This is a genomic window from Emergencia sp. (genome assembly GCF_048465375.1).
Classification (GTDB): domain Bacteria; phylum Bacillota; class Clostridia; order Peptostreptococcales; family Anaerovoracaceae; genus Senimuribacter.
The window spans coordinates 44972-71652 of sequence record NZ_DBFWLQ010000022.1 but is presented as its reverse complement, the minus strand read 5'-3'; the positions used below and the strand labels follow the sequence as shown (position 1 = coordinate 71652).

Here is a 26681-nt window from a genome sequence, read left to right as displayed (position 1 = left end):
CGTTGTTCAAGTGCATTGAATTGTGATATAATTTCTACAAAAGGTGGTGATTTTATGGAAAAGAAAGACCTAATATTGGATACTATGTTGAAATTACTGTCGGAAAAGAAAGGAGAAAGCTGTTCCGTCAGTGATATAGCAAAAAAAGCTGGAATAGCAAAGGGAGGAATGTACTATTATTTTAAGTCAAAAGAAGAAGTCTTTGACGCCTTAGTAGAACGAACTTATCAGACTATCATTGATGATTGTCAAAAAATTGCCTCGGCTACTGGAAAAAATGCTATTGAAAAATTAAAGCACTTATATATTCATTACCGAAGTTCTATCATATCTTGTGATTTAGACGCATATCTCCATAAGCCACAGAATGCAGGTATACACCAAAAATCTTTGGCTAAAATACTAACCAGTCTTTCACCAATTGTTGCACAGATCATAGAGCAAGGGAATGAAGAAAAAGTATTCCATTGTGCTTATCCGCTCGAATTAAGTGAAACAATTCTTTCTATTTTTTGCTTTCTATTAGACCCTGGTATTTTTACATGGACACCAGAGCAAATAGAGCGAAAGCTAACTGTTCTCGTTTCTATACTTGAAAGTGAGCTGGGTGTTCCTGAAGGTTGTATAGATTTTTTGAATAATACTTACAGATAAATTATATAAAATAGGTTTGCAAAACTGACTTAAAATAACAGAAATGCAAACCTATTTTTATTGAAATATAGATAATACAAAAGGCACTGGCTCCGCTGATTCCCGCACCTTGTCGCCTTACTTCTTCTTCGAAAACTCTTTCATCAACTCACTCATAATTGCCTGTTGCCTTTCACTAAAACCGACAGCGGCCTGTTTTGGGTCGTGGAATTCAAATACCAGCGAATGAATGATCTCTTTCTGCGATTCTGTCAGACCTTCTACAGATACCATCTCTTTTTTCTCGAAACCTACCAGGTAGTCCAGAGATACATTATAAAACCCTGCTATATTTTTTAAGACTTCCAATGGTGGCTCTTTTAAATTGTTTTCATAACTGCTGATGACTGGTTTGCTGCGGCCGACAATTTTGCCCATGGCTTCTTGGGAAAGATGGCGCTGCTCACGGAGTTCCCTCAGGCGCTGACCAAAATCAAACATAAAATCACCTCCCGAAATGTCGAATTCATTGATATTTACTACATAATAAAACAATGTATCATAAATGAGTTTTTAAATCGAAAATACGCAGCTATTTGGGTTTTCGATTCAAGAATATTTTTCGAACAATAGTTTTTCATTAATCTCACCTCGATTGTTCTATTCATACTTCTTTGTGCATACCTTTTAACAGGAACAACTTTGAAGGGAGAAGAGCCATGACATACGAGAACGATATACCTGAGTACGCCCTGCAGCCAGCCAGAGCACCCAAGACCATCGAGGCAGAAGCTATTTACAATACAGAGAAAATTGTTTATCCGGCGGAGGAACAGACCGTAAGCTACCAGTTTGAAGAGGATATACTGGTGCCGGACACGAAACCGGATATGAGGGAAATACTTTTGATGGATGCAGCGTGCGATATCATGCCAGCAGAGAAAAAAGTATCTCCCAAGACAGATGACTTGCTCAATATTACAGGAGCGATTACCATTCAGACCATCTATGATTCAGAATCTGATGACAAGGAGCCGGTAGCGATTACATCAAAGGTGCCGTATAAATATCAGTGGAGTCTCAACCCGCTGGATCAGGCAGAAGGTGTGTTTGCCTGCAGGGTAAAAGCTCTGGAATACATGATTATCAACGAGCGGAAATTCCGCGTCAAGATCACCTTAGAATTTTCCGGACAGCTGTTCTGCGAGAGGGAATTTCAGTTTTTTGATGGACTGAGAGATGAACAGCTGGAAATGAAAAGGGCGGAGACCTCTCTGACCTGTCTGGAGCTGATCAAGAAAGACGAAGTTTCCATTGACGAAACCTTTAAGGGGAAAGACACCAATTCCAAACCGGAATACATATTAAAACAGGATTTTATGATTACAGAAAACTATCGTCAGGTGACGACCGAAAAGGTGGTCATCAATGGCTTTGTATTCTGCAGCCTCTTGTATTCTGCGGCAGATCCATCGGAAGAAGAACCGCGGTCCGTTATCTGCCAACATAATCAGAGAATTGAGTTCACCCAGTTCGTGCCTATTGAGAAAGAGCATAGGGGTAAAAACTGGAATTCTGTAAAGACCTTTTTTAACAGCAAAGATTTGGCGGTGGTCATCGAACACGATGAAGAGAACCCTGATGAAATACACTTCCGTATCAAAGGAGACGTGCAGACCCGGGTAGAACTCTATGAGAGCAGACGCAGAGATATGATTATCGACGCCTATCACCGAGAAAAGAACTTTGCCTACGAGTTTTCAACAAAGAAGGTTTCCAACATCTCCGATGCGGCCATGTCGGAGGCTTCCATCAGAGAGATTGTCAACTTGCCAGAAGGAGCAAAGGCGTCAGAAGCTGTTTACTGTAACGCCAAAATTTTGGATTGCGAATGTGTCTGCGAAAGAGGCAAGGTCATCGTGACAGGAGCCGCTTCCTGCTGTGCCTTATGGAAGGATCAGGACGATTGCTTCAAGGCGGCGAGAATCGTGCCTGACTTTAGAGGTTCCGTAGATATGGAAAAAGCTGTTACAGGCCAGAAAGCCTGCTGCAGGCCTCTCATCAAATCCGCCTGGGTGGAACTGATCAACGAGAAGCAGATCGAGATCAATTGTACCATCATGCTGGGCGTGGAGACCTATGACGAAGGCGAAGTCGTCCTTCTGGAGAAACCGCATTTTGTCGACAAACCGAAAGAAAAAGAGTATCCGATGGTCATCGTCACCATGAAGCAAGGTGAAACTCTGTGGGAACTGGCAAAACGCTACCGCACCACAGAAGATCATATCAGAACGGCAAACAATCTGGAAGATGAGCCGGAATGCGGGCAGCGGCTGCTGATTGTCAAGTAGCATTCCTGTAAGATGGCAAAAACAAACTAGTCCGACTTCGTACTAAATAATTTTTGTGAAAAATGTATATATCCTGAATTCCTGTCCATACTTGTTTCAGAAAGGACAGGAATTTTTTATGAGAGTGACATTACTACAGAGAGAAATCATTGTTTGGCTCATTTTTTTTCTGCTGGTGGCAGCCACGGGAACTTATTACATAAATCATACACCAAATGATCATCCGGGGATGATCCGCTTACACGTCATCGCCAACAGCGATTCGAAAGAAGATCAGGAGCTGAAATTGAAAGTGAGAGATGGAATCCTTGAATTTATGGACGGGCAGGAGAACATCGACGATGCGCGCCAGTATATCAATGACAATATTGACGAGATTGAACAGATTTCCGAAAAGATTATCAAAGAGAACGGCTACGATTATCCGGCCAGGGCAAAGCTAAAAGTGAGCTTTATCCCGCAGAAAAGCTACGAGGATCTGACACTGCCGGCGGGGAATTACGAGGCTCTGAAAATCACATTGGGCAGGGGTGACGGCCACAACTGGTGGTGTGTGATTTTTCCCCAGTTATGTCTGGTGGGAAAGAAAGATAAAAAAGATAAGATCATTTTAAAGTCAAAAGTAAAAGAAATCATGAAGAAACAAATAAAGAAAACCTCCCATTAGAAGGAGGAGACGATGACGGCGGGGAACCAAAAGGTTCCCCGCCATTTTTACTGTTTACATTGCAAGAACGCGCTCTAGGGCGACAGCCATATAAATATCGAAGGACATGGGAAATTTGCCAAAATCCATGTTGATCAAATTTTTAATTCTTGCCAGCCTGTACTGAATGGTATTTCGGTGCACGTACAGGAGTTCCGCCGTCTTTTTTACTTCTGCGTCAGCATCTAGAAAATAGGTCGTCAGGGTCAGCAGGAGCTCCTCATCAGTTTCACCAATCAGTGGTGAGAGCATCTGCAGGTATTTTTCTGTTTCACCATCTAGCGAACTGATAACAGCCCGGCATTTTCCTGCAAAGTCGATTTCGCTTTTGTTGAAAAAGGATTTGCGGGGATAGATTTTCATCGCTGTCTCGATGTGTTCCGTATAACTGATATACAGATGCCGCACTTGGGATGCCGACCCGATATTAGAAAAAAGCGCATAATTTTGCACCGCTTCAAAGCGATTGATTTCCGTCACCACTTCGTCGAGAAGAATATGATCCTTTGCCAGATTGTTACTGTAGGAAAAGAGAAAAATGATGTAATTGGCAAAAGAATCGATGATGGCGCTTTTGGCAATATCGTAGAATCGTTCACGGAGATTTTTAATAAACCGCTCGTTGCTCGTCTTTTCTGCAGCGTCCTTATTCAGACTTAAAATGGCAAAGGCATCGTATTCGGATAGACTGATCAGATGATCCTGGCAGATATGTTCGGCCAGATCCAGGTCACCTTCAATCAAAGCAGGGATCAAGGACTCCTTTGCTGTCAGATTCAGGTTGTAATTCCAGACGGCGGCAAACAGCTGAATGATTTCCACAACTTGTTCCATGATGGCGGAAGTCAGTCGGTTGTTTTTGCTGACAGCCAGCAGGAACAGGCGGGCACCGTCTTTGTTGGTGAAAGGATGCTTGTAATAGCGATAGAGCTGCCCGTCTCTCTCTAGGGTTGTGTATTTGTCCGCTTTGCCGCTGAACATACATAAGACTTCTGAAAAGCTGACGGCGTTAGTCTTCGGCCAGTAGGAGCAGCCGATCAGGTTATCTTCTCCATCACAGAGAAAAAAGGACGCTTTTGCATAGTCAGAGGCCAGCGCCAAGGGGCTGTTTATGGTGCGTTTGGAGGGTGAGAGCTGGGACAACCGTTCCAGTGTGTTATCGACAAAAAAATTCCGGGTTTTCTTGTCCATAAAAACCGCCTCCATCACTTCACTGATGACATCGCTGTATCGCAGACCCATATCAGCCCCAGGTAGGACGATAATGGGAAAATTGAGCCTATTCGCCGTCTCTATTAATTTATCGTCAATTCTCTCCAAAATGCGGTCTGCGTAGAACAAAACCAATCCTACTTCTCCGCATTTTTTGTATTCTTCCAAAGCTCTGCATTGTGCATCAACATCATCTTTGATAGAGTAAAGGGCAGACAACAGAAGCTCGTTAGAGATGGAATAACTGTCTCCTGGTGTATCGAATTCAACGACGGAAACTGTATTGACAATGCTGTCTATTCCTTTTTCGCCTGCAATGACACTGCCTAAAGATAGGGAGGGCAGCTGCAGACAGTCTTTGATCGTAACACTCATCTATTTCTCCTTTTCTGATTTTCTGCTATTATGGTAACACAGCCCCGCTGTGAAAACAAGAGGTCGATGTGCAGATGCACAAAGTATAAGGTCGTATTTTGATGATATGACGAATGACAAGAGAAAGGGGACAGTGGTAAAATACAGAAAATTTAAAAAGTAACCGCTGCAGTGATGAAGGAGGTAAAAATGGAAAAGAAAAACAATGCAGAAGCGAATGCATTGACGCCCATAGGAAAAGATGAGCGGAAAAACTGGATTTCTATGGCTTTCGTACAGGCCGGAATCTGTGTCTGCGTTCCCTCGTTTCTCGAGGGCGCATTATTGGCCGAAGCTATGCCCGTATGGCCTGCAATTATTTCTGGTACGCTAGGATATGTGATCGTGGTCGTGGTCATGTCCATTCTGGGTATGATGGGCTGCGACCTGGGAATGGCTTCGTGTACTCTGACAAAGTCCACTTTTGGCGACAAAGGCGGCAGATACATTGTCAGCTTGATTTTTGCCATCAACCTGATCGGCTGGTTTGGCATTCAGAATGGCGTCTGCGGGGAGGCCTTTACTAATTTTATGAGTGAGTACGTGGGCGTCCAGGTTCCGCTGGTCGTATCCAGCATTTTGTGGGGACTCATCATGCTGCTGACAGCTGTATTCGGCATGAGTGCTCTGGAAAAACTGGACTATGTGTCCATTCCGTTTCTGATCGTGGTCATGGCTTTGGGCACCTACCTGGCAATCAGAGAATACGGCATGTCCGGCATGGGTAAAGAGGTGACCCAGACCATGAGTTTCTTGGGCGGAGTAGGGTTGTCCTTTAACTTCTATGCAGTGGGTACCATCACTGCTGCTGATATCACCAGATTTCAGAAATCGAGAAAGGATACCATCAAATCCGTCGTCTGGGGTGTTTTCCCTATGGGTGTCATTACCCTGGTTCTGGGCGTACTGCTGACCAAAATCGCCGACAATTATGATATCAGCATGGTACTCATCGCTGTGGGGATTCCGGTTTTCGGAGTGTTATCGCTGATCCTGTCTACCTGGACGACAAATTCTACCAACGCTTACAGCGCGGGACTGGATATTGTCATGGCTCTTGGTGTATCTGACCACAGAAGACGGGAAGTCACCATCATCGCAGGACTGGTGGGAACCGTTCTCGGTGCCGTGGGAATCCTTAACCATATTGAAGGCTTCCTCAGCTTTTTGTCCTTCCTGGTCTGTCCTGTGGGCGGCGTCATGATGGCGGACTACTGGATCGTCGGCAAAGGGAAAGCTGAAAACTGGCATCCTGTTCAAGGATTTAACTGGACGGGAGTGGCCTCCTGGGCCTTGGGCGCAATAATCGCTTACCTGTTTAAAATCGAGTATTTGGGGATTTTATCGGGCTTCGTCATTTATCTGATCGTTGAAAAATTTGTGCCGTCTCAGTCGAGAGAAACTGGCGGCAGATTGAATAAGGAGAGAGCATCATGAAAACATTGACAAAACAAAACATTATCGATATTCTTTACGGCTGCACCGTTCTAGGTACAGGGGGCGGCGGAAATCTGGAAGAGGGCCTTGCCATGATGGAGCAGGATTTTCAAGAGGGCAGACAGCTGCGGCTTGCAGATCTGGACGAGCTGCCGGACAACGCTTACATCGCTACACCTTACGGCTGCGGTGCACCGCCAGCCTTAGATGCAGAAGAGGATGAAAAGTACAAGAGACTTCCGCACCTGGGATATCCGGCATCCATATTGGCCTTCAGAAGCTTGGAGGAGCACTTCGGCGAGAAGTTCTTTGCTGTATCTTCCACAGAACTGGGCGGCTCCAACACTGCAGAAGCTTTACATACGGCATGCCAGCTGGAGCTGCCGCTGATGGACGCAGACCCGGCGGGAAGATCGGTGCCGGAATTGCAGCATTCCACTTATTTTGTAAAGAACAAGCCGATTACACCTATGGCTGTAGCCACCGACTACGGTGATGTGGTAATCCTGAAAGACGCAGTGGACGACTTCAGAGCAGAGGAAATTACAAGAGCGATCGCTGTAGTGAGCAATTCCATGGTAGGCGTGGCGGATCATCCGATGAAAGGAAAAGACTATAAAGAGTCCATCATTCCTGGCGCCATCAGCTATGCGATGAAAATCGGAGAAATTCTGAGGGAAGAACGTGAAGCAGGCAAAAGCGGTGAAAAAGTAGCGAAAGCCATCACGGAGAACATGGAAGGTAAATTCTTGTTCAAGGGAAATGTAGAAAAAACGCCTTGGGAACAGAGAGATGGCTTTAACTATGGGGAAATCTATCTCAACGGAAAAGACGATTACGAAGGCGAAGCGTATAAAATTTGCTTTAAAAACGAAAATATTATATCATATAGGAATGACGAGGTGGACGTGGTGGTTCCCGATTTGATCTGCATGGTAGATAAAGACGGCAAGCCGCTGACGACGCCAAACTTTGAAGAGGGTATGGAACTGAACATCTTTGCGCTGCCGGCCCCGGAAATCTGGACCACAGAGGCAGGACTTGCGTGTTTTGGTCCAAAACACTTTGGACTGGAGGTTCCGTATATCCCTTTTAATAAAAAATAGAGGTGAAATATGGCTTATATCAAAGAAGACAACATGCTGCAGGATCTGAAAGGCCTTGTCTCCATTGAGAGTGTCAGCGGACAGCCCGAAGGCCCGCTGCCCTTTGGCAAGGGACCCCATTTTGCGTTGGAATACTGCTTAGAACTATGCAGTAAATTAGGCTTCCGCACCAAGAGATGTGAAAACTACATGGGTTATGCCGAAATCGGTGAAGGAGACAAGCTGATGGGTATTCTGGTGCATCTGGACGTGGTGCCGGCCGGCCCTGGCTGGACGGTGGAACCCTTTGACACCACGATCAAAGGAGATCGTATTTATGGGCGAGGAGTTATCGACGATAAAGGTCCTGCCATTGCTGCGATCTATGCGATGAAGGAACTTGCAGACAGCGGAAAACCTCTGGGCAAGCGGGTGCGGATCATCTTCGGCTGCTCCGAGGAGACGGGCGAGTGGAAGGACATGGAATATTATAAGACCCATGAGGAACTGCCGGACTTCGGATTTACGCCTGACGCTGACTTCCCACTGATCTACGCAGAAAAAGGGATTCTGGACCTGGTACTGCGGATGCCAAAAGATCAATCCGGTCTCGTATCAGTGGAAGGTGGTGAAGCACCCAACATGGTGGCCGGTAAATGCGAGGCTGTCTATTTAGATGAGGATGGCATGGAGCACGCTTTGATGAGAGAGGGAAAGTCGGCCCATGGCAGTATGCCTTGGCTGGGTGAAAACGCTATCGGTCTTGTGATAAAGGAACTTCACGGCAAGTTTGCGGACTTTTACAACGAGACCATCGGTCTCACTTACGACGGCTCTTTGCTGAACTGCAAACTGTCCGATGAACAGAGCGGAGAAATAACCATCAATCCTGGTGTGATCAAAGCGGATGCGGAGTGGGTCTACCTGGCTTTGGATATCCGTTATCCGATCAGTTTTACGGCAGAAGAAGTGGAGACACGCATTAGAGAACGCGCGGAGCCGTATGGGGTAGCGGTCCATGTGGCAGGCGGGGAGCGCTCTGTCTTCTTGGACAAGGACAGCGAGTTTATCCAGGGACTGTTGGCGGCTTATCGTGAGGTCACAGGTGATGACAGCGAGCCAATGGTCATGGGCGGCGGCACTTATGCCAGAGCCATGGACAATATCGTCGCTTTCGGACCGGTATTCCCAGGCAGGGAATGTACGGAACACCAGCCTGACGAGTATATTTTGATTGATGACCTTTACAAAGCGCGTGAAATCTACAGATTGGCTATTGAGAGAGCTTAGAGGCCTGGGCAGCGTTTACTTTGGCTTGTCCGGGGTATCATATATCTATTACAACGCAGGAGGAAATTCTCATGAAGAAAGTTTTGATGATGATACTGGAAAGCTGCCCTTATTGCCAGCAGGCCTTGAAAATGATGGACCAGCTGCAGGAGGCACATCCGGAATACAAGGCTGTGGAGGTGCGTATTGCTGATGAAGAGCGGGAAAGCGCTTTAGCTGATACGTTGGACTACTATTACGTGCCGACCTATTATGTGGATGGAAAGAAGATGCACGAAGGAGTACCGACTTTAGAAAAGGTACAGGCCGTTTATGAAGAAGCATTAAAATAAAGGAGCCTTCCGGCTCCTTTTATCATTGCACAGCTTTATTTCCAGGAATTCAGTTCCACGCGGACCTCTCCGTTGTCATCGATGACAAGCCGCATAGACTTCAGGTATTTATCGAAAAATTGTTTCTTCTCTTCGTCGGAGAGGGTTACTCTGGTAGCTTGCAGGATGTGATTCATCAGGTCCTGCACATTGAACTTTACGGTAAAGTCCAGGTATTTTCTCGTCTCCCTGATCAGTGCGTTGACGATGATATCCTGGTTGTCACCAGAGTAGAAATCATCGAGAAAACAATAGAAAATACCTGACGTTGCCAGAGCTGTTTTCATGTCCGGACCGCATTTTTCCCGTTCAATCATGACGAGAAAATGGGCGTCTGGCAGAGCGGAGATTAAACCCCAGTAATCAGAGTCGCTGGAGACGATGACGAAGGAATCTGTCTTGTTTTGGTAGAATTCTTTGCAGGCATCGGCGGTGAGACGGATATCCACTAGAGACTTGTTCTGTTTGATGCGTTCAATGACGATGTGCTCAATGGGAACGTGAACATATTGCTCTAAGATCGTCCAAGCGTCAGTGGTATGTACATCATCGAAGAGCACAATGCGGGCGATTTTTTCCAGCATGGCTGATTCCAAATGATTAAACACGGCACACAACTTATATGGATCTGAATTTTCACAGTCGACGACGACCACGGTGCGGTCGCTGTCCTCGAGAAATTGATAGATATTGCCTTTTGTACGACTGCCAGCATCGGATACTTTGCTGAAATCCTCAAATTTATCAAAATTCCATTCGTATAATAATGTTACAAATTTTTTATCGTTGTAGAGTATATTCCCCTGATCTGACGGCGGCCAGTTCATGTACATGCGATAAGGGTAATAATTCTTGTTCATGTAATAAACGTTAGCAGCATCCTTGGTGCCTTCTTCTGTCAGACCATTGGGCATGATGAAGATTTCTCTCAAATACTGCCATTTGAGCCACATAGGGAAAAAGTCTTTACAGTTGTTAATCCTATCCATGATAAGGCGGTTGATGTCTATGACATAATGTACGAGCTTTGAATGCGTTTTTACTATGCTGATATGATCTCTTTCCAATTCTGTGATTGCATCAATAGGAATCAGTTCTGGCATGGACATGAGTCCTTTATATTCAAAGGTCATTTTTTCATTGATATATCCAAAATTTCTCTCTATGGCCGTTCTCAGCATACATAGGTTGCGTATGATGCGAGCACTTTTTTCTTTTTCTAATCTCTCATAAATCTCTGGTCTCGGCGAACCGAACTCGTTCTGAAAAATCTTCTCTGGTACGCCTAGCAGATAGGCGACGGTGGATACAATGGTATAGGTATTTCTAAAATAGATATCCGCTGTTGCTTCGCTGTTCTGGCTCTGCAAGCTGCTGACTTCGTTCAAATCTCTGTTCATCTTTCCCTCCTTATATTATAATTTTAAAAGTTTACCTTCTCAATATTACAGCAATGATGTAATATATTATTGTGATAGTGTATTGCTATAAAATAAGTATAACATATAATCTTTCTTTTTCTGTGAAAAATATGGTGAATTGACCTAAATTTCTGTATTGCTTATATAAATTTGCAGTTACGGTGAAATTTGTGTATAAAAGAGAAAGGTAAAAGTTAGGAGCGTATTATGGGATTAAATTTAGAGGGCTATTTAAGAGATTTGAAATATATCATCAATACAGACAGCGGTTCCAAAGAGTGACGATGCAGCCGTCGACGTTGTTGCCGGAAATCTCAGTGATGGCCTCATCTGCTACCTGGATTTCTGACTGTGCTTCGGGCACGTAAGCAATTTCAATCTGCCGCCTCCCGCACTGCACTTTTAAAAGGCTGTCGTCGGTAGAGAAACGTTTGATATACTCCATATATTCTTCAAGACAGAGTCCCAGGCTTTCCATAATTTCGGAGTGCGGATACCCCACATATCTGAAATGCCAAGGCTCACAGGCGATATGGGTAATCTCCTCCTTCTCTTCGGTGTAGCGCTGTATAAAGCCGTATTTTGAGGCAAGACGACGGAAATCGCCACAGACACCTTTGTCGGGAAAATCAGGACAGAGGAAATCGATGTAGTCAGCCTTCTGTCCCAGATCGATGGCCAGGCCGCTTTGATGTTCGCTGCAGCCTGGCTTTGCGACGAACTTGCCTGTAAATTCTGCTCCGTTCTCTGCCAGGGAGTCCCGATAGATTTCTTCTTGCTCGGACAGAGGGCGGTAACCGCTGACCGGGATGATGCGGTCTAACCCATTGACCGTCTTTAGAATCTGACGCAGGCAGGCGGAGGCCTTGATGTGGAGAAGAACTTGCGGGAATGTATCCAAAATCGGCACACAGGGCGGTGCCTCCTCATCCTGAAGAGGCCAAAGCCCGTTGACCAAAATCAAATTCCCTTTATATTTATCCCCTTTTGAAAATTTAATCGTTCTCATTATGATATCTCCAAACTGATTAATGTTTCTACGACTGTTGCATAATCCATACCGATTCCGCGCAGCATGCTCGGGAAGCGGCTGCAGTCCGTACATCCCGGGATGGTGTTTACTTCATTAAAGACGATTTCCCCTGCCGGTGTCAGGAACATATCAACCCGGGCAAAACCGCTGCATGCCAAAGCTTTGTAAATCTTTGCGGCAGCCTCTCGAACTCGTGCTTCAGTGGCTTCATCGATGCGGGCGGGCATGTGGATTTTTGCTGTCTTCTGCGTGTATTTCTCTGTGTAATCGAAAAAGCCATGAGAGAGTTCGATTTCGTCTACCCGGCCCAGGGTCAGCTGGTCATTGCCTAGAACGGCGCAGCCTACCTCAAACCCCTCGATGCTCTCCTCTATGATGATTTCGCTATCATATTGAAATGCCAAATCAACAGCCTCGACCAATTGGGTTTTTTCGGCGATTTTGCTGATGCCAAAGGAGGAACCGGCTCGCAGAGGTTTTACAAAGAGCGGATAGGCCAGAGCCTTTGATTCCTCATATAATTCTTCTGCTGTTGGCTTGTGATTGAAGAAGGCCGCCTTTGGTACTTTTATTCCCGCCAGACTGACGATTTGATGGGCGCGGTACTTATCCATGCAGAGGGCGGAGGAAAGGGTTCCGCAGCCGATCGTCGGGATTCCAGCCAGATCGACCAATCCCTGTACACTGCCGTCCTCTCCGTTTTTCCCGTGCAGAACAGGAAAGACGGCATCCACATAGGTAAAGGAGAGGCCATTTTCTTTCACTTCACCGATACCGTGAACTGAACGATCAGGCGAGAGAAAAGCCGGTGTGCACTGCCGGTGGTTTTGCTGCCATGTGTCATTGAGAATTTCTTCGTAATCTCCATGATAACGCAGCCATCTGCCATCTCTGGTGATGCCCATGGGCAGCACGTTATATTTATCTGCGTTGATGTGCGTTAATATGCCGTAAGCCGACTTCAGCGAAATTGGATATTCTGGAGAGCAGCCTCCAAATAAAACTAAAACATTCTTTTTCATATGATTAAACCTCTTCTGTAATCTCTATATTGGCAGGCAGCGGATAGTCGATCATGCAAGTGTTGTCGTACAGCTTTTCATCCTCTGTCTGTCCTGTAAAACGGCTAGTGCGTCTGCGGTTGACCACAGATTTCTCGATAATTTTATCGCCCTCTCTCACGTAGCGCAGCGTTTGGTTGTAGATTTCGTAATCAAAACATTTTTTACTATCGGCCAAAATCGTTCCATTTATGTTTTTGGCATCAAAATCGATGATAATCTGGTAGGTGTGAGCCGTATTGTTTTTTACCTTCAGATCCAGCCATCCTTCTGCGACTGTTGCGTCTACGCCAGCCAGATAATCTGCTTCTGCAGGCGGGATGGCTTCGACTTCATGGCCGTGCCGTTCGATCACCGTCAATTGCGTGTGCAGAAACATCCAGTAGAGCAAGTTGCTGAACTGACACAGACCGCCGCCGTATTCACCGGCGATTTCACCGTTGACCAGGCTGAGACCGTCTCGATAGGGTTCGGCCTGATCTGCTTTTCTGGTCGCGTAACAAAATGAAAATACTTCGCCGGGCCTTATCAGCAGCCCGTCAATTTTCTTGGCAGCCAGTTTCAGGTTGTGCACCTTATTGAATTGATATTTCATATCAAAACCGCTGTTTTGGTTCAGCATTAATGAACTGGTTTTAAATATTTCATAGGGCAGATGCTTGCTCTTCTGCGTCTGCGCATATTTGTTTCGATCTAGATACATCCCTGCGTAAAAAAACAGCTTTCTCTGCCCTTGTCTGATTGGCAGAAGCCAGGGAAACTTTTCAGTCATTCTTTTTCTCGCCATTTCATTCCTCCCTTAAAAAAATCCACGATCTCGGTACGTCTATATCTTACCAAGATCGTGGATTTTGTTCTTATCATTAGACCTATGAAATTGTGACTATTTTCTGAGTAAATTCTTACGATTTTCCTATGGCATAGGAAAGCTGACGAAGGCAGATCTGATGCAGGACACATGCACTCCTTTTTATCCTATGACAGTGGGAGGGAAACATCGAAGCGAATGATGTCATTTTCGCTGAAAGCGCGGATGGTTCCGCCGTGAAGTTCAACGATTTCTTTCGCGATGGCAAGACCTAAACCGGCACCGCCGCTGCCAGAAGAACGTGACGTATCCAGCCGGTAGAACTGTTCAAAGATTCTGGAAAGCTTTTCTTGTGATATCGTATCGCCATCATTTTCGAAGGTCAGCAGGACGTTGTTGATGCCAGTTTTTGCCGTGATTCTGATAGAAGAATTTTCAAAACTGTAGTTGACGGCGTTTCGCAGCAGATTATCGAACACGCGCTGCAGCTTGTCCGGATCACAGCGCATCATAATCCCCTCCGGGACGTTGAGCTGGCATTCCAGCTGCTTTCCTTTCAGCATCGGCTGAAATTCGTAGAGGAGCTGATCCAACATCAGAGACAGATTGATCTGTTTCTTTTCAAGGGAGATATGTGAAAGATTGAATCTGGTGATTTCGAAAAACTCGTTGATCAAGTCATCCAGCCGTTCTGCCTTGTCCAAGGCGATGGCGAGATAACGCTGGCGCATCTCTTCTGAAATCTGCTGCTCATCGTGAAGCAAAGTCAAATAGCCTATTACCGATGTAATTGGTGTTTTTAAGTCATGAGCCAGGTATGTGACCAGATCGTTCTTCCTCTGTTCCGCTTCTCTCGCAGCCCGTTGGTTGTTGAGTGCGGTCATTTTGATCTGGTTCAGTTCACCTTCCAACTCCGAAAGCTGTGGCGGCAAAGTGACCAGATTGTCATCCTGGCTGGCAACAGACTTTGTCGCATCGACTACTTCCTGAAAGTAGCGAAAGGGCTGGCTCCAGTAATGGCGGATAATCAGAAAGTACCCCACACCGAAGTAGAGGAGTGCAAACCACTGCTGCCGTAATTGTGCCCAATTGGCTAGCTGGTAGATAGGATTTTCTGCCTGCCAGGTGAAGAGGCCGAAGAGGAGGATTGCGGCAAGGTATCCGACAATTCCGATAAAGGTATATATAATTAGAGCGATGATCATGCGCAGCATCAGCTGCCGTGAAAGCCGCTTTGATAATGATTTCTCAGTCTTCAATTTTGTACCCCACTCCCCATACGGTTTTGATGAATTTCGGATGTTTGGCAGGCTCTTTCAGCTTTTCGCGCAGGCGGCCGATGTGCGCCATAACCGTATTGTTGCTGTTCTCCAGGTATTTTTCTCCCCAAACCTCTTCGAACAGTTCTTCGGAGGAGACGACCTTGCCCTTATGGTCGCAGAGATACCAGAGAATGGAGAACTCCAGGGGCGTCAGATTCAATTCCTGACCGTAGAGGGAGCAGGAATGCGTGTCTTTGCTGATGATGAGTCCTCTTATATCGTATATTTGCGATTCATTGTGATTGACCTGATTGTAATTCTTGTAGCGGCGCAGCTGCGTCTTGACACGAGCCATCAGTTCCAAAGGATTAAAAGGTTTTGTGATATAGTCGTCGGCACCTAGTGTCAGGCCCATGATCTTGTCCATATCCTCGACCTTTGCAGTGAGCATGATGACTGGAAAAAAGTATTTCTCCCTGATTCTCTGCAGAATTTTGAAGCCGTCGATGTCTGGTAACATCACATCCAACACTGCCATATCCACGTCATTTTCAGCGATGCATGCGAGGGCTTCGCTGCCGCCATAAAATTTATATACTTCATAGCCGTCGTTTTTCAAATACACTTCAATCAGATCAGCTATTTCTTTTTCGTCGTCTACAATCAAAATTTTTTCTTTCATGGTTCCCCTTCCTTATCGTGGGCGCTGCCCATCCCTTATGATTGTTACATTTTAACACGAAAGCGTGTTTTGGACAATATGGAGGTGGTTGACATTCATTCTATGAAAACCTTTGTGGAGAATGGTCTGATAATATCTGGAAAGAATCTTCTTAAATGTGGTATACTGAAAGTGTAGATGATGATTAAATTAATTGAAATAGGTGAGATGTTATGATTAACTTAGAAGACTTAAGTATATATAGAGAAGGCAATCGACTAGAAGTAAAAAAAGCAGCGAAAGGTCTGCCAAAGAGTTTGTGGGAAACTTATTCATCCTTTGCAAACACTCTTGGCGGTGTAATTTTACTGGGGATTACAGAGCAAGAGGATGGTCATTTTCAAATTACCGGGATAGACAGGCCAGATTTAATCGAAAAAGATTTTTGGAACACGATTCACAATGCACAGAAAGTGAGCTTGAATTTGATCAAAGATGAGGATGTCACATCCTTTGAAAAGGACGGTCTCATTGGGATTGCCATCAAAGTGCCGAGAGCAGATAGGAATCAAAAACCTATCTATATCAACAATAATATTTTGAGTGGTACTTACAGAAGAAATCATGATGGGGATTATCACTGCACTGAGTCCGAAATCAAAAACATGCTCAGAGATCAGTCTGATGTATCGCAGGATATGCTGGTGTTAGAAGAGATGGATTTAGATGCCTTAGATTTCGAATGCTTGAAGCGCTATCGAAACCGTATGGCACATCAAAAACCAGGGCATGTGTGGGAAGAATTGGACGATAAAAGTTTTCTGTATCGAATTGGCGGCATCGCCAAAGGAAGAGATAGAAAGACTCTTTATCCCACTGCGGCAGGGTTGCTGATGTTCGGATATGAATTCGAAATCGTAAAAGTGTTTCCTGATTATTTCTTAGACTATCAGGAAAAGCTGGATGAATCCACCAGATGGACGGATCGAATTGTATCTACCTCTGGCGAATGGTCTGGTAATATTTTTGACTTTTATTTCAAGGTCTATAACAAAATCGTCCAGGATATTAAAGTTCCATTTAGAATTGAAAATGGAACAGATCGTGTGGACGATACGCCAGTACACAAGGCACTGCGAGAAGCGCTGGCAAATGCATTAATTCATGCCTGCTATTACGACCGCATGGGCATTGTCATCAAAAAAATGCAGGACAGGATTATCATTGAAAATCCAGGGGGCCTGCGCATCAGCAAAGAGTCAGCATTGTTAGGCGGTAACTCAGATCCAAGGAATGCGACCATCATCAAGATGTTCAATTTGATTAATGTAGGAGAACGTGCAGGAAGCGGCGTGCCGAATATTTTCAAGGTTTGGAAAAATGAAAACTTTGACAGCCCTGAATTGGAGGAGCGCTTCAATCCAGATCGGACAGTTCTTTTGCTGCCATTAGAAAAAGTGGGAGCAAAAATCGGGAGCAAAAATCGGGAGCAAAGACGGCATTACGGCTGGATGAGATTTTGGATTACCTTTCCGAAAATGGGGAGTCAACTCGCGTCGAGATAGAGACCGCGCTGTCATTAAAAACTTCTCGCACCGGCCAATTATTAAATATTTTGGTTAAAGAAGGCAAAATCCAACGTTCGGGTAATGCTAGAAATTATGTGTATGGAATAAAAAAATAGCTGTTATCAAATTTAAAAACTGCCTGTGCCAATTGAAACGATGGCTTGGGCAGTTTTTTAGGTGCTTTTACTGAAAAATACTGATTATTGATCGATTCTCTTTTCTAAATGAATATTTAGTCTGCGGATGCGGGCATACAAAGTGTTACGACTTATATTAAGTGACTTAGCTGTACGAGAAATATTTAAATCGTTTTGGAGCAAAGCATCCTCAATCAATTTTTTTTCATAAGAACTAACTTTTCTATCTATTGACGCTGACTCTCTGATTGATTCTCGCTCGTGAGAATCGTTGATATTTAACGTTTGGCGTACATCCTTTTCGGTAATTATTTTTCTTTCTAATAAATCCATTTTAGCGACAAAGTTGCGTAACTGTCTGACATTCCCGGGCCAATTATATTCTTGCAATAGTTCCATTGCGTCTGGTGTGCAACGCAAATCTAAAGCATCTTTTGTAATAAAGTGATTTATAAGTAAGGGGATGTCCTCTCTGCGTGCTCTTAGAGGGGGTATGATGATTTCTGCGATACTAAGTCTATAATACAAATCTTCCCGAAATTCACCCTCCTGCATTTTCTTTTCTAAGCTGCTGTTTGTGCATGCTATAATACGTGCACGCAATGGAATCAAAGTATTGCCACCGACTCTTTCAAATTCTTTTTCTTCGAGTACCCTCAGCAGCTTGCTCTGCAATGCTGAATCTAAACTTCCTATTTCGTCTAGCAAAATAGTTCCTGTGCCTGCAACCTCAAACTTGCCCAGCTTCGTTGAGTAGGCACCTGAAAATGCACCTTTCTCATATCCAAACAATTCGGATTCCAAAAGATTTGAAGGAATCGCTGTGCAGTTTATTTTAATAAAAGGAGCCTTTGTTTTTAAATGACTTTCCGCATGAATACCGTTGGATATGATTTCTTTTCCACAGCCCGTTTCCCCTCTGATTAACACAGGGTAATTTTTAACGGCAACCTTTTTTGCAAAAATAATCATATCCTGTACAGCGGGAGAATTGCCGATAAAATCTGCTAAAGTGTAATAGGACTCTGCTTTAGCCAATTGATTATAGAGGTCTTTTGACTTTGAATCAAAGTCAAAAGAATTATCTCTCATCAACTTTTTTATTTTTTCTGTTCCACGGAAAATAATGACGCCAAATGCTCCGATGATTTCGTCTTTATAATCAAACAAGGGAATCATATGTGTGATACAGGACATTCCGTTTATAATATGTATTTTTCCGAGAACGGCTTCACCTGTTTCTAATAACTGGGGATAAGGTGAGGCTGAATCCAATTCTGAAATATGCATTCCTATGCTTTCTTCATTGGGCCGATTCCATATCAACGGTGAGCTATCAGAGCAGTGCAATATATATCCGTTTTTGTCCATAATACATGATTCGTCAAAGGCTAACTCCATGATTCCCTTAAGAAAAGGGCCAGGTCGCTGTAATTCTTCTTTTGTGATTCTTATTTTTTCCATTCCAACTCCTTTATCATCAAAAATAAAATCAAATTGAGCAGTTGTTCAATACTATTGTACTGTTATTTGAAATGTTATCAATGGTAAATGTAAAAATGCAGGGACTATTTTAATTTAAATTGTTGATTGCATATAGTTTTTTATGTATTTTTTGTAAATAAAAACAAAAATATGATTATGCGCAGCTTGGCACGAAGATTGCTTTTATATAAGACAAACAAAAGATCGTAATGAATCGCAAACAAAGAAGGAGGAATTTTATGAGTAAAACAAATTCTAAAGATAATGGAAATAAAAATTCATTGTTTCATTTCGGAGTTGGATGGGTGACCATAATTTATGGATTGCTGATGTTTTGGTTTTATGTAGGCATGTGTAATGACGGTTCTAATATCACGGTGCCTGCATTAGCCGAGAAAATGGGCGTAGCAAGGGCAGATTTGTTGAATACAAATACAATTGCCGGATTAGTCGGCGTACTGTTCTTTATCATCATGGGACAAGTAAACCATAAAATCGGCGCAAGATTGAGCTCGGGTATCTGTATTGTTATATCTGGTATTGGATACATCGTTTTGGGAAATTCGACTAATGTTTTGATGTATACCGTTGCAATGTGCTTTGTAGCAGGGGGGATTATGTCTGCAGGATATATTGGCGGCGGCGGATTAGTTGCCCAATGGTTCCCGAAGAAAAAAGGAATTGTAATGGGGTATACGACAATGGGGCATAATCTGGCTTCAGCCTTTTACGTACCATTAATTACATACTTAGTAGCACGGTTTGGAATTACTGGCGGTATGCTGCCTATCGGCATTGCTGCAATTGTCTTAGGTATTATGGGTCTGATATTTATAAGAAACACGCCCCAGGAACGTGGAATTAATCCAGACAATGTATCGGACGAAGTGTATGAAAGTGAATACGACGCAGTGACCGACGAAGAAGGGGACGGCGGCTGGACTACTAAAAAACTTCTTCGCACGAAAGAATTATGGCAAGTTGGTGTTACCACCGGTATGTTCCAAATCTGTTCTGCTGGAGTTATGACTCAATTGGTATTACGTAACATGGAGTTAGGCTTCTCACAAAATACGGCAATTTTGATTATGACGATATTAGCTTGTGTTGGAACAGCGGGCTCATGGGTAATCGGTGCGCTGGATTTAAAATACGGCACGAAGCCGACTATGATTGGATATGGACTGTGGTTTATGGTTGCACTATTGCTGAATTTCACAAATTCAATGCCCTTTGTATATGTTTCACTGTTTATGATTGCAATTGGCATAGGCGGCGCTGCAAATTTCTCGTCATCACTGCCTACATCTGTATTTGGCAGGCACGGTTTTAACAAAGTAAACAGCATCATATTCCCAATACAGGGAGCAGTTCAGTCGATGGCCTTCTTAGTCAATGGAGTAACGCAGAACCTATTTGGCGGACAGATTAGATATGCGTATCCCGTATTGGCTGCAATTGCATTACTAACCGTAATCTTAACGGTGTTTATTGATGAACATAAATACAATAGAGACTATAAAGCTGCGGTGAAGTAAGACTATCTGCATGAGAATCATGCCTTTAGATATTAAATAACGCTTACAACAGAAAGGAAGTAGAAAAATGAAGAATGAAATCAAAAAATACGGATGTTTTGTAAATGGAGTTGAACAGAAATACCCGAATGTTGCACCGGGAACACCTGTGTATGCCAATGCCACTGTCGTAAATGACATCGTATATGTATCGGGCATGACTGCACAAAAATTTGAAGACGGGAGCTGCACAACAAACACTATGGAAGATCAGATGTGGGTTGCATTGACGAAAATGAAGCAAGTGCTAGAGGACGCAGGAAGTAGTTTGGATAACGTGTTTAAGACATTCATAATGCTTAAAGATATCAAGGACTATCCAGTAATGAGGGCTACAGAATTGAAGTTCTATCAAGAAAATGCACCGGAATTAGTAGAACGTCCGGCAGCAAGTACCATTCTACAGGCAGGATGCCTGGCCCGTCCAGAATTCCTTGTTGAAATTGAATGCATGGCTGTATTAAATAAATAAAGTTCTACACAGAACTATCAGATTAAAAATAAGCTGCCTGCGGACTGATTTCTCAACCAGCCTGCAGGCAGCTTTTGTGTTTATAGCATAGGAAATATCGTCCGAAATCAAGTAATCTGCCATAAATACCTGTTTTTTGCTAAATTCAGGCATTTTTTTAAGAAATAGAAGCTCACTTTTGGTAAATTAACCATAAAATGTAAAAAACGCCAATGGACTAGAAAACTATACAACGATATACCTTGGTATTAAAATGAGATTTTTAAGCTTTATCCAGTCCAATTTGAGCTTTGTGATTCTCAGAAGAGACTGATGCAAGCTCAAATCTGCCATAAATCCTTGTTTTTTACTCATTTCAGGCACTTTTGCCGGATTAAACTGATTTATAAGATTTCTCCATCCAGTTTCTGCGGCTTCACATCGTGCTTTTCCACGTAACCGGTGAGCATCAGGGTCAGTGCGCCGTCTCCCGTTACATTGCAGGCAGTGCCGAAGCTGTCCTGCAGAGCAAAGATCGCCAGCATCATGGCGGTTCCAGTTTCGTCAAAGCCCAAGACACCCATGATCAAACCTAGTGAAGCCATGACCGTTCCGCCTGGAACGCCAGGCGCACCGATGGCAAAGATGCCCAGCAGCATGCAGAACAGTATCATAGTTCCAACGCCAGGGAGCTCTCCGTAAAGAATCTTGGAGACTGTCATGACAAAGAAAACTTCTGTCAATACAGAGCCACACAGGTGAATGTTGGCGAAGAGCGGAATGCCGAAGTCCACCATATCTTTTCTCAGAACCTTGGATTTTCTGGCGCCGTTCAAAGCAACTGCCAGAGTCGCGGCTGATGACATAGTTCCTACAGCCGTCAGATAAGCGGGTCCGTAGTGCCTGATGACTTCTAGCGGACTCTTTTTGGAGTAAGCGCCAGCCAGACCGTAGAGCAGCGCCAGCCATAAGTAATGTCCGGCCATGACGATCAAAATGACCTCGATAAACACCGGAAGCTGCTTGGTAATAGTGCCTTCGTAAGCCAGAGCACAGAAAGAGAATCCGATGAAGAACGGCAGCAGCGGAATGATAATCTTTGTGACGATGGCGAGGATCACTCGCTGAAATTCTTCTAAAATATTGGCCAGATTATTAGATTTCGTCCACGATACGGCCAGACCTAAGAAGACAGATAGAACTAAAGCGCTCATCACTGGCATGATCTGCGGGATATCCAGTTGGAATACCACCTCGGGCAGATCTTTCAGTCCTTCTACATCTGACACGATGGAAAGGTTCGGAATCAATCCATATCCGGCAGCGGTACTGAAGAACGCGGCGCCGATGGAGGAAAGATATGCAATTACAACGGCAATTCCCAAAATCTTGGAAGCGTTGTTGCCAAGGCGGGTGATGGAAGGAGCGATAAAACCGATGATGATTAAAGGTACGCTGAAGGTGATAATCTGTCCCAGGACGTACTTGATGGTAACGACGACCTGCATAACATCCTTCCCCACATAAAGACCGACTAGGATACCGATTACGATACCGAGAAGAAGTCTAAAAGGTAAATTACTAAATAACTTTTTCATTTTTTTCTCCTAAATAAATTAAATTAACGCAAGGATTATACACAGAACGGGGGCTATTGAAACATAGAGAAATGTTACCGTAAGGGCAATTTTTCCTATTACTAATAAAAAAAGGGAGCCGCATTTTGCGGAGCTCCCATGAAGAAATTTTATTTATTGTGTAGATTCTGTCAGTTTCACTTTCAGATCCACTGTCTTGTTGTTGCGTATTACGGTAATTTTTACTGTTTCGCCAGGTTTATATCCTGATAGGGCCGTCTGCAGGTCTGCGGAGCTTTCTATCTTGGTGTCTTCCAAGTAATAAATCATATCTCCGGCCTCCAGGCCAGCACTCTTGGCGTTGGAACCAGTGACTTCTTTAATGTATACGCCAGTCATTCTTACATTGTACTGCTGTGCTGTCTGTGCGTCGGAAATATCGACAATCTGCACGCCGATTGCAGCCCGTCCGGTCACATGGCCATTTTCAATCAAGTCTTTTGCGATTTCGGCAGCGTGATTGATCGGGATGGCAAAGCCGAGACCTTCTACATCAGACCCTGTGGACTTTGCAACGACGATGCCGACAAGGTTTCCGTACTGGTCAAAAAGTCCGCCGCCGGAATTGCCTGGATTGATGGATGCGTCTGTCTGCAGTAAAGTCAGGTTCTTGTTTCCAACGGTCAGTTCTCTATCGAGAGCGCTGATGATACCGGTAGAAGCACTGCCGCCCAGTTCACCCAGAGGGTTTCCGATGGCTACGACCAGAGAACCTACGGATAACTCAGAACTGTCTCCGTATGTTGCAGCTGTCAGGTTTTTCGCCTTTATTTTGATGACTGCGACGTCATTCTGTGAGTCCATGCCCACCAGCGTCGCCTCTACTTCTGTGCCGTCCTTCAATGTTACCATGATTTTGTTGGAGCCCTCGACGACATGAGCGCAGGTGAGAATGTATCCCTTGCTGTCGACGATGACGCCGCTTCCGGCACCTTCGGTAACGTAGTTCTGCATCCAGTTATCGTTAGATACGGATTCCGTCTTGATTTCAACCACAGCGTTTTCGTTCTGTGCGATAATCTCCTGTACGGATTTCTCACTGCCTGTGGCCTTTGCCAGGGTGTAATTTGTAGCGGACACCGTCTTTGAAGCACCGCCGACTCCCATATTAGAAGCCAGGGTGTATCCTGCGATGGTCAGGCCTGAGGTTGCTATCATGCAGATGATTAAAGTAATAATAAATGCCTTGCGGGTAATGTATTTCTTTTCTTTCTTTTTTGGAATCGTGTATTCATAATCGGTTCCCTGATAGGATTGGTTCTCTGTCTCGTTTGCAGAATCACCTACCATAATGAAATTTGGTGATCGATCGTCGAAATTGTTATCCCAATTATCCATTTTGTTACCTGCCTTTCCTTCTTTGTTTGATTTTATCCTGATTATGAACAAATTATAACGCGGAATTGTGGTTTTTCTGTGTTAAAATTGTCAAGAGTATGATAAAATATAGCATTGGATATATGAAATGTGAAAAACGAAAGGTATGAGATATACAAATGAGCAAAGTAATTACAGCAATGGATAAAAGCAAGTCTTTCAGAGTTTATCTTACCATCTCTACAGATATGGTAGAAGAGGCACGGAAGATTCACCGTACAACGCCTCTTGCAACTGCGGCACTGGGCAGAGTATTGACCGGAGCTGGGCTGATGGGACTTATGCTGAAAAACGAAAAAGATAAATTAACGGTACAATTCAAGGGAGACGGTCCTGCAAAAGAAATTTTGGCAACAGCTTATAAAGACGGAAGGGTCAAGGGTTATATATCAAATCCGGCTGTGGAGCTGCCACTGAAAGCAGACGGACATCTGGATGTAGGCGGCGCTCTGGGAATTGGAGAACTGACTGTCATCAAAGATCTTGGCCTGAAAGAACCTTATCTGGGCAGGATTTCTTTAGTTTCGGGAGAAATTGCGGACGACTTGACCGCATACTATTATATATCAGAGCAGCAGAACTCTTCTGTCGCGCTGGGCGTAAAGATTGCCAGAGACTGCAGCGTTCTCTGTTCCGGCGGCATGATTATCCAGATGCTGCCGGACGCGGCGGAAGCGGCAGTGGACGCACTGGAGGCCATGCTGGGCAAGATGCAGCCTCTTACGACGACGATAGAAGAAGTGATGCTGCGGTCAGCCGGCAAAACCGAGGAGGGCATGGTCAGCGAACTGATGGACGAAATTTTCAAAGAGATGCCAGGAGACTTTACCTTAGAAAAACTGGAGACCTGCCAAATCAGATGGGAATGTGACTGCTGTGAGGAGCGGCTGGAGCAGGCCCTGATGACGATCGGGCGGAAAGACCTGAAAGAGATTATCGACGAAGACGGCCAGGCGGAACTGGTATGCCAGTTCTGTGAGAAGAAATACTTCTTTGACAAAGAGCACTTAGAGAGATTATATCGCCAGTTATGACATTCTGTCCAAAGAGGCGCAGGCGGCAGTCGAATTCAGCAAATCAAAGATTTGCGAATTCGTTGCATGAGACCTGCCGCGGTTTGCTTGTGCAAACCGGGCTAGGGCTTCAATTTGCTAGACAGAATTTATGCTAAAACGCCCCAGCCTATGGCTGGTTTGGCGTTTATCGTATAGAATAGGAGAATATATGGAGAGAATCGGTGTAATATTCGGCGGAAAATCAGGGGAACACGAGGTTTCTCTGCTGTCCGCCACTTCTGTCATCGAAGCGATAGACAGAGAAAAATATGACGTGGTGATGATCGGCATCACAAAGAAGGGACAATGGAAATTATATGGAGGGGATGTCAAGAATCTGGCAGACGGTTCCTGGGAGGAAACGGCCAAGGACATTGAAGCCAGCGACTTGAAACAGCTTGCGGACTTTGCCCTGCCGATTCTTCATGGCCCTTACGGCGAGGACGGAACGATTCAGGGCCTCTTCGAAATGCTGGACGTTCCCTATGCGGGCTGTGGCGTCTTATCCTCGGCACTGTGTATGGATAAAGTCTCCGCCAAAAAGATATTTGAGAGAATGGGGCTGCCTACCGCCAGGTATAAACTGGTATACGCAGAAGACGTCAGGGAAGACATGGACAGCGTAATCAAAGAGGTGGAGGCAGAATTGCCCTATACTCTTTTCGTCAAACCCTCCAATATGGGTTCCAGCGTAGGCATCTCAAAGGTGAGAAACAGAGAAGAACTGCGAGAAGCCCTGACCTTGGCAGGAAAGTACGACAGAAGAATTATTATAGAAGAGGGCATCAACTGCAGAGAAGTGGAGACCGGCGTGCTGGGCAATCACAAGCCGGAAGTGGCGGCTGTGGGAGAAATCGTCGCCAAGCTGGATTTTTACGACTATACGGCCAAATACACCGACGATGCTGGCACAGAGCTTTCTATTCCAGCAAAGCTGCCGTCATCCACCTACGAGGAGATTCGCTGCTTGGCAAAAAAGGCTTATATGGCGCTGGACTGCAGCGGCTTTGCAAGAATCGACTTCTTTGTCGATAAGGATACTGGTGAAGTGTACATCAACGAGATAAATACGATTCCCGGATTTACGAAATACAGCATGTTTCCCTTGATGTGGAAAGAAGCCGGTCTCTCTTTCCGGGAGTTAGTTGAAAGGATTGTGGATTTAGGTTATGAAAGATATCATGCTAAAAATAACCGGTAAGCAATTTTCCGGTGACAATTCAGAAGATCAGATGGAGTTTATTACAGAAGGAAAACTCTACGAAAAAGGGGATTCGACGTATTTGATTTATGACGAAAGTGAGTTTTCTGGCTTTCCAGGCTGCAAGACAACCTTGAAGCTGACCGGGGACTGCATTCGCATGAAGAGAATCGGCAGTGAAGTGGGCTTTGGAATGGAATTCATCTTTGAAAAGGGAAAACGCTTCAACAGCAAATACCATACACCTTATGGCAATTTGGATATGGAGGTGCTGACCAACGACGTGGTCAACAATCTCTCAGAAGAAGGGTTTGGCGACATTCACATCGACTACCATGTCAGCCTCAATGGGATGGCAGAGGGCAGAAACAGATTAAAGATTGAGGTCATGCAATAGAAGTGACCAGTGGAAACAGGGGAGGTAAACAAAATGGACAAAAAGAAAAGA

General features: G+C 44.5%; 24 protein-coding genes. 13 read left to right on the top strand and 11 right to left on the bottom strand.

Annotation, left to right across the window (positions count from 1 at the left end; translation table 11 throughout):
* Window positions 1-54 precede the first annotated feature (54 nt).
* Entirely contained in the window at window positions 55-654 is a 600-nt protein-coding gene (locus tag ACMQ5W_RS14745) for a TetR/AcrR family transcriptional regulator (protein ID WP_419025825.1), read from the top strand.
* 117 nt (window positions 655-771) lie between these two features.
* Here the strand turns inward: ACMQ5W_RS14745 and ACMQ5W_RS14740 are convergent, their stop codons facing one another.
* A complete protein-coding gene (locus ACMQ5W_RS14740; protein WP_419025824.1) occupies window positions 772-1134 on the bottom strand; it encodes a helix-turn-helix domain-containing protein in 363 nt (120 codons plus the stop codon).
* 218 nt (window positions 1135-1352) lie between these two features.
* On the opposite strand from ACMQ5W_RS14740, the gene ACMQ5W_RS14735 reads away from it, so the two are divergent.
* Both ACMQ5W_RS14735 and spoIIR read left to right on the top strand, forming a co-directional pair.
* Window positions 1353-2984, top strand: a complete 1632-nt coding sequence (locus tag ACMQ5W_RS14735; RefSeq protein WP_419025823.1) for a LysM peptidoglycan-binding domain-containing protein — start codon at window positions 1353-1355, stop codon at window positions 2982-2984.
* Window positions 2985-3102: 118 nt separating this feature from the next.
* Entirely contained in the window at window positions 3103-3651 is a 549-nt protein-coding gene (gene spoIIR / locus ACMQ5W_RS14730; RefSeq protein WP_419025822.1) for a stage II sporulation protein R, read from the top strand.
* A gap of 54 nt (window positions 3652-3705) precedes the next feature.
* Here the strand turns inward: spoIIR and ACMQ5W_RS14725 are convergent, their stop codons facing one another.
* A complete protein-coding gene (locus ACMQ5W_RS14725) occupies window positions 3706-5277 on the bottom strand; it encodes a PucR family transcriptional regulator (RefSeq protein WP_419025821.1) in 1572 nt (523 codons plus the stop codon).
* Window positions 5278-5466: 189 nt separating this feature from the next.
* On the opposite strand from ACMQ5W_RS14725, the gene ACMQ5W_RS14720 reads away from it, so the two are divergent.
* The 4 genes from ACMQ5W_RS14720 (at window position 5467) to ACMQ5W_RS14705 (ending at window position 9460) form a co-directional block, all read left to right on the top strand.
* Window positions 5467-6753, top strand: a complete 1287-nt coding sequence (locus ACMQ5W_RS14720) for a cytosine permease (RefSeq protein WP_419025820.1) — start codon at window positions 5467-5469, stop codon at window positions 6751-6753.
* Window positions 6750-7859 carry a DUF917 domain-containing protein gene (locus ACMQ5W_RS14715; RefSeq protein WP_419025819.1) on the top strand — a complete coding sequence of 370 codons (1110 nt, stop codon included), beginning with the start codon at window positions 6750-6752 and terminating at the stop codon, window positions 7857-7859. Before ACMQ5W_RS14720 ends, ACMQ5W_RS14715 begins: the two co-directional genes overlap by 4 nt.
* Before the next feature lie 9 nt (window positions 7860-7868).
* The gene (locus tag ACMQ5W_RS14710; protein ID WP_419025818.1) at window positions 7869-9128 is read left to right on the top strand and encodes a Sapep family Mn(2+)-dependent dipeptidase; all 1260 of its coding nucleotides are present in this window, start codon (window positions 7869-7871) and stop codon (window positions 9126-9128) included.
* Window positions 9129-9199: 71 nt separating this feature from the next.
* Window positions 9200-9460 carry a thioredoxin family protein gene (locus tag ACMQ5W_RS14705; protein WP_419025817.1) on the top strand — a complete coding sequence of 87 codons (261 nt, stop codon included), beginning with the start codon at window positions 9200-9202 and terminating at the stop codon, window positions 9458-9460.
* A 35-nt stretch (window positions 9461-9495) separates the two neighbouring features.
* Here ACMQ5W_RS14705 and ACMQ5W_RS14700 read toward each other — a convergent pair whose 3' ends face one another.
* The 6 genes from ACMQ5W_RS14700 to vanR all read right to left on the bottom strand — a co-directional run bounded on the left by ACMQ5W_RS14700 (window position 9496) and on the right by vanR (window position 15766).
* Complete coding sequence (locus ACMQ5W_RS14700; protein ID WP_419025816.1) at window positions 9496-10899, bottom strand: NYN domain-containing protein; 1404 nt, start codon at window positions 10897-10899, stop codon at window positions 9496-9498.
* Window positions 10900-11173: 274 nt separating this feature from the next.
* On the bottom strand, window positions 11174-11929 hold the full coding sequence (locus ACMQ5W_RS14695; protein WP_419025815.1) for a D-alanyl-D-alanine carboxypeptidase family protein: 756 nt from the start codon (window positions 11927-11929) through the stop codon (window positions 11174-11176).
* Entirely contained in the window at window positions 11929-12975 is a 1047-nt protein-coding gene (gene vanG / locus ACMQ5W_RS14690; RefSeq protein ID WP_419025814.1) for a D-alanine--D-serine ligase VanG, read from the bottom strand. The genes ACMQ5W_RS14695 and vanG overlap by 1 nt, the downstream gene beginning before the upstream one ends.
* Window positions 12976-12979: 4 nt before the next feature.
* The gene (gene vanW, locus ACMQ5W_RS14685) at window positions 12980-13801 is read right to left on the bottom strand and encodes a glycopeptide resistance accessory protein VanW (protein ID WP_419025813.1); all 822 of its coding nucleotides are present in this window, start codon (window positions 13799-13801) and stop codon (window positions 12980-12982) included.
* Between the two features lie 188 nt (window positions 13802-13989).
* Window positions 13990-15036, bottom strand: coding sequence for a vancomycin resistance histidine kinase VanS (vanS, locus tag ACMQ5W_RS14680; RefSeq protein WP_419025866.1), 1047 nt, complete (start codon window positions 15034-15036; stop codon window positions 13990-13992).
* 34 nt (window positions 15037-15070) lie between these two features.
* The gene (gene vanR, locus ACMQ5W_RS14675) at window positions 15071-15766 is read right to left on the bottom strand and encodes a VanR-ABDEGLN family response regulator transcription factor (RefSeq protein ID WP_148490855.1); all 696 of its coding nucleotides are present in this window, start codon (window positions 15764-15766) and stop codon (window positions 15071-15073) included.
* A 212-nt stretch (window positions 15767-15978) separates the two neighbouring features.
* Here vanR and ACMQ5W_RS14670 point away from each other — a divergent pair, with 212 nt between their 5' ends.
* Window positions 15979-17310 (top strand): ATP-binding protein, encoded by a 1332-nt coding sequence (locus tag ACMQ5W_RS14670; protein WP_419025812.1) that lies wholly within the window; start codon window positions 15979-15981, stop codon window positions 17308-17310.
* A gap of 203 nt (window positions 17311-17513) precedes the next feature.
* Here ACMQ5W_RS14670 and ACMQ5W_RS14665 read toward each other — a convergent pair whose 3' ends face one another.
* Window positions 17514-18914 carry a sigma-54 interaction domain-containing protein gene (locus tag ACMQ5W_RS14665; RefSeq protein WP_419025811.1) on the bottom strand — a complete coding sequence of 467 codons (1401 nt, stop codon included), beginning with the start codon at window positions 18912-18914 and terminating at the stop codon, window positions 17514-17516.
* Window positions 18915-19174: 260 nt separating this feature from the next.
* Here ACMQ5W_RS14665 and ACMQ5W_RS14660 point away from each other — a divergent pair, with 260 nt between their 5' ends.
* Both ACMQ5W_RS14660 and ACMQ5W_RS14655 read left to right on the top strand, forming a co-directional pair.
* Entirely contained in the window at window positions 19175-20473 is a 1299-nt protein-coding gene (locus tag ACMQ5W_RS14660) for an MFS transporter (RefSeq protein ID WP_419025810.1), read from the top strand.
* A gap of 67 nt (window positions 20474-20540) precedes the next feature.
* On the top strand, window positions 20541-20984 hold the full coding sequence (locus tag ACMQ5W_RS14655; protein ID WP_419025809.1) for a RidA family protein: 444 nt from the start codon (window positions 20541-20543) through the stop codon (window positions 20982-20984).
* Between the two features lie 383 nt (window positions 20985-21367).
* Here the strand turns inward: ACMQ5W_RS14655 and ACMQ5W_RS14650 are convergent, their stop codons facing one another.
* Together ACMQ5W_RS14650 and ACMQ5W_RS14645 are read right to left on the bottom strand one after the other, a co-directional pair.
* Window positions 21368-22561 carry a dicarboxylate/amino acid:cation symporter gene (locus ACMQ5W_RS14650; protein WP_419025808.1) on the bottom strand — a complete coding sequence of 398 codons (1194 nt, stop codon included), beginning with the start codon at window positions 22559-22561 and terminating at the stop codon, window positions 21368-21370.
* 153 nt (window positions 22562-22714) lie between these two features.
* On the bottom strand, window positions 22715-23938 hold the full coding sequence (locus ACMQ5W_RS14645; RefSeq protein ID WP_419025807.1) for a S1C family serine protease: 1224 nt from the start codon (window positions 23936-23938) through the stop codon (window positions 22715-22717).
* 158 nt (window positions 23939-24096) lie between these two features.
* Between ACMQ5W_RS14645 and hslO the strand changes: the two genes are divergently transcribed.
* From hslO to ACMQ5W_RS14630, 3 genes are all read left to right on the top strand, one after another.
* On the top strand, window positions 24097-25011 hold the full coding sequence (gene hslO, locus ACMQ5W_RS14640) for an Hsp33 family molecular chaperone HslO (protein ID WP_419025806.1): 915 nt from the start codon (window positions 24097-24099) through the stop codon (window positions 25009-25011).
* 190 nt (window positions 25012-25201) lie between these two features.
* Entirely contained in the window at window positions 25202-26233 is a 1032-nt protein-coding gene (locus ACMQ5W_RS14635; protein WP_419025805.1) for a D-alanine--D-alanine ligase family protein, read from the top strand.
* Complete coding sequence (locus tag ACMQ5W_RS14630) at window positions 26202-26630, top strand: DUF1934 domain-containing protein (RefSeq protein ID WP_148490878.1); 429 nt, start codon at window positions 26202-26204, stop codon at window positions 26628-26630. The genes ACMQ5W_RS14635 and ACMQ5W_RS14630 overlap by 32 nt, the downstream gene beginning before the upstream one ends.
* Window positions 26631-26681 lie beyond the last annotated feature (51 nt).

Bases quoted from the DNA above. Each gene is read 5' to 3' on its own strand.
- ACMQ5W_RS14745 (WP_419025825.1), top strand. From the start codon at position 55: ATGGAAAAGAAAGACCTAATATTGGATACTATGTTGAAATTACTGTCG.
- ACMQ5W_RS14740 (WP_419025824.1), bottom strand. From the start codon at position 1,134: ATGTTTGATTTTGGTCAGCGCCTGAGGGAACTCCGTGAGCAGCGCCAT.
- ACMQ5W_RS14735 (WP_419025823.1), top strand. From the start codon at position 1,353: ATGACATACGAGAACGATATACCTGAGTACGCCCTGCAGCCAGCCAGA.
- spoIIR (WP_419025822.1), top strand. From the start codon at position 3,103: ATGAGAGTGACATTACTACAGAGAGAAATCATTGTTTGGCTCATTTTT.
- ACMQ5W_RS14725 (WP_419025821.1), bottom strand. From the start codon at position 5,277: ATGAGTGTTACGATCAAAGACTGTCTGCAGCTGCCCTCCCTATCTTTA.
- ACMQ5W_RS14720 (WP_419025820.1), top strand. From the start codon at position 5,467: ATGGAAAAGAAAAACAATGCAGAAGCGAATGCATTGACGCCCATAGGA.
- ACMQ5W_RS14715 (WP_419025819.1), top strand. From the start codon at position 6,750: ATGAAAACATTGACAAAACAAAACATTATCGATATTCTTTACGGCTGC.
- ACMQ5W_RS14710 (WP_419025818.1), top strand. From the start codon at position 7,869: ATGGCTTATATCAAAGAAGACAACATGCTGCAGGATCTGAAAGGCCTT.
- ACMQ5W_RS14705 (WP_419025817.1), top strand. From the start codon at position 9,200: ATGAAGAAAGTTTTGATGATGATACTGGAAAGCTGCCCTTATTGCCAG.
- ACMQ5W_RS14700 (WP_419025816.1), bottom strand. From the start codon at position 10,899: ATGAACAGAGATTTGAACGAAGTCAGCAGCTTGCAGAGCCAGAACAGC.
- ACMQ5W_RS14695 (WP_419025815.1), bottom strand. From the start codon at position 11,929: ATGAGAACGATTAAATTTTCAAAAGGGGATAAATATAAAGGGAATTTG.
- vanG (WP_419025814.1), bottom strand. From the start codon at position 12,975: ATGAAAAAGAATGTTTTAGTTTTATTTGGAGGCTGCTCTCCAGAATAT.
- vanW (WP_419025813.1), bottom strand. From the start codon at position 13,801: ATGGCGAGAAAAAGAATGACTGAAAAGTTTCCCTGGCTTCTGCCAATC.
- vanS (WP_419025866.1), bottom strand. From the start codon at position 15,036: ATGCTGCGCATGATCATCGCTCTAATTATATATACCTTTATCGGAATT.
- vanR (WP_148490855.1), bottom strand. From the start codon at position 15,766: ATGAAAGAAAAAATTTTGATTGTAGACGACGAAAAAGAAATAGCTGAT.
- ACMQ5W_RS14670 (WP_419025812.1), top strand. From the start codon at position 15,979: ATGATTAACTTAGAAGACTTAAGTATATATAGAGAAGGCAATCGACTA.
- ACMQ5W_RS14665 (WP_419025811.1), bottom strand. From the start codon at position 18,914: ATGGAAAAAATAAGAATCACAAAAGAAGAATTACAGCGACCTGGCCCT.
- ACMQ5W_RS14660 (WP_419025810.1), top strand. From the start codon at position 19,175: ATGAGTAAAACAAATTCTAAAGATAATGGAAATAAAAATTCATTGTTT.
- ACMQ5W_RS14655 (WP_419025809.1), top strand. From the start codon at position 20,541: ATGAAGAATGAAATCAAAAAATACGGATGTTTTGTAAATGGAGTTGAA.
- ACMQ5W_RS14650 (WP_419025808.1), bottom strand. From the start codon at position 22,561: ATGAAAAAGTTATTTAGTAATTTACCTTTTAGACTTCTTCTCGGTATC.
- ACMQ5W_RS14645 (WP_419025807.1), bottom strand. From the start codon at position 23,938: ATGGATAATTGGGATAACAATTTCGACGATCGATCACCAAATTTCATT.
- hslO (WP_419025806.1), top strand. From the start codon at position 24,097: ATGAGCAAAGTAATTACAGCAATGGATAAAAGCAAGTCTTTCAGAGTT.
- ACMQ5W_RS14635 (WP_419025805.1), top strand. From the start codon at position 25,202: ATGGAGAGAATCGGTGTAATATTCGGCGGAAAATCAGGGGAACACGAG.
- ACMQ5W_RS14630 (WP_148490878.1), top strand. From the start codon at position 26,202: ATGAAAGATATCATGCTAAAAATAACCGGTAAGCAATTTTCCGGTGAC.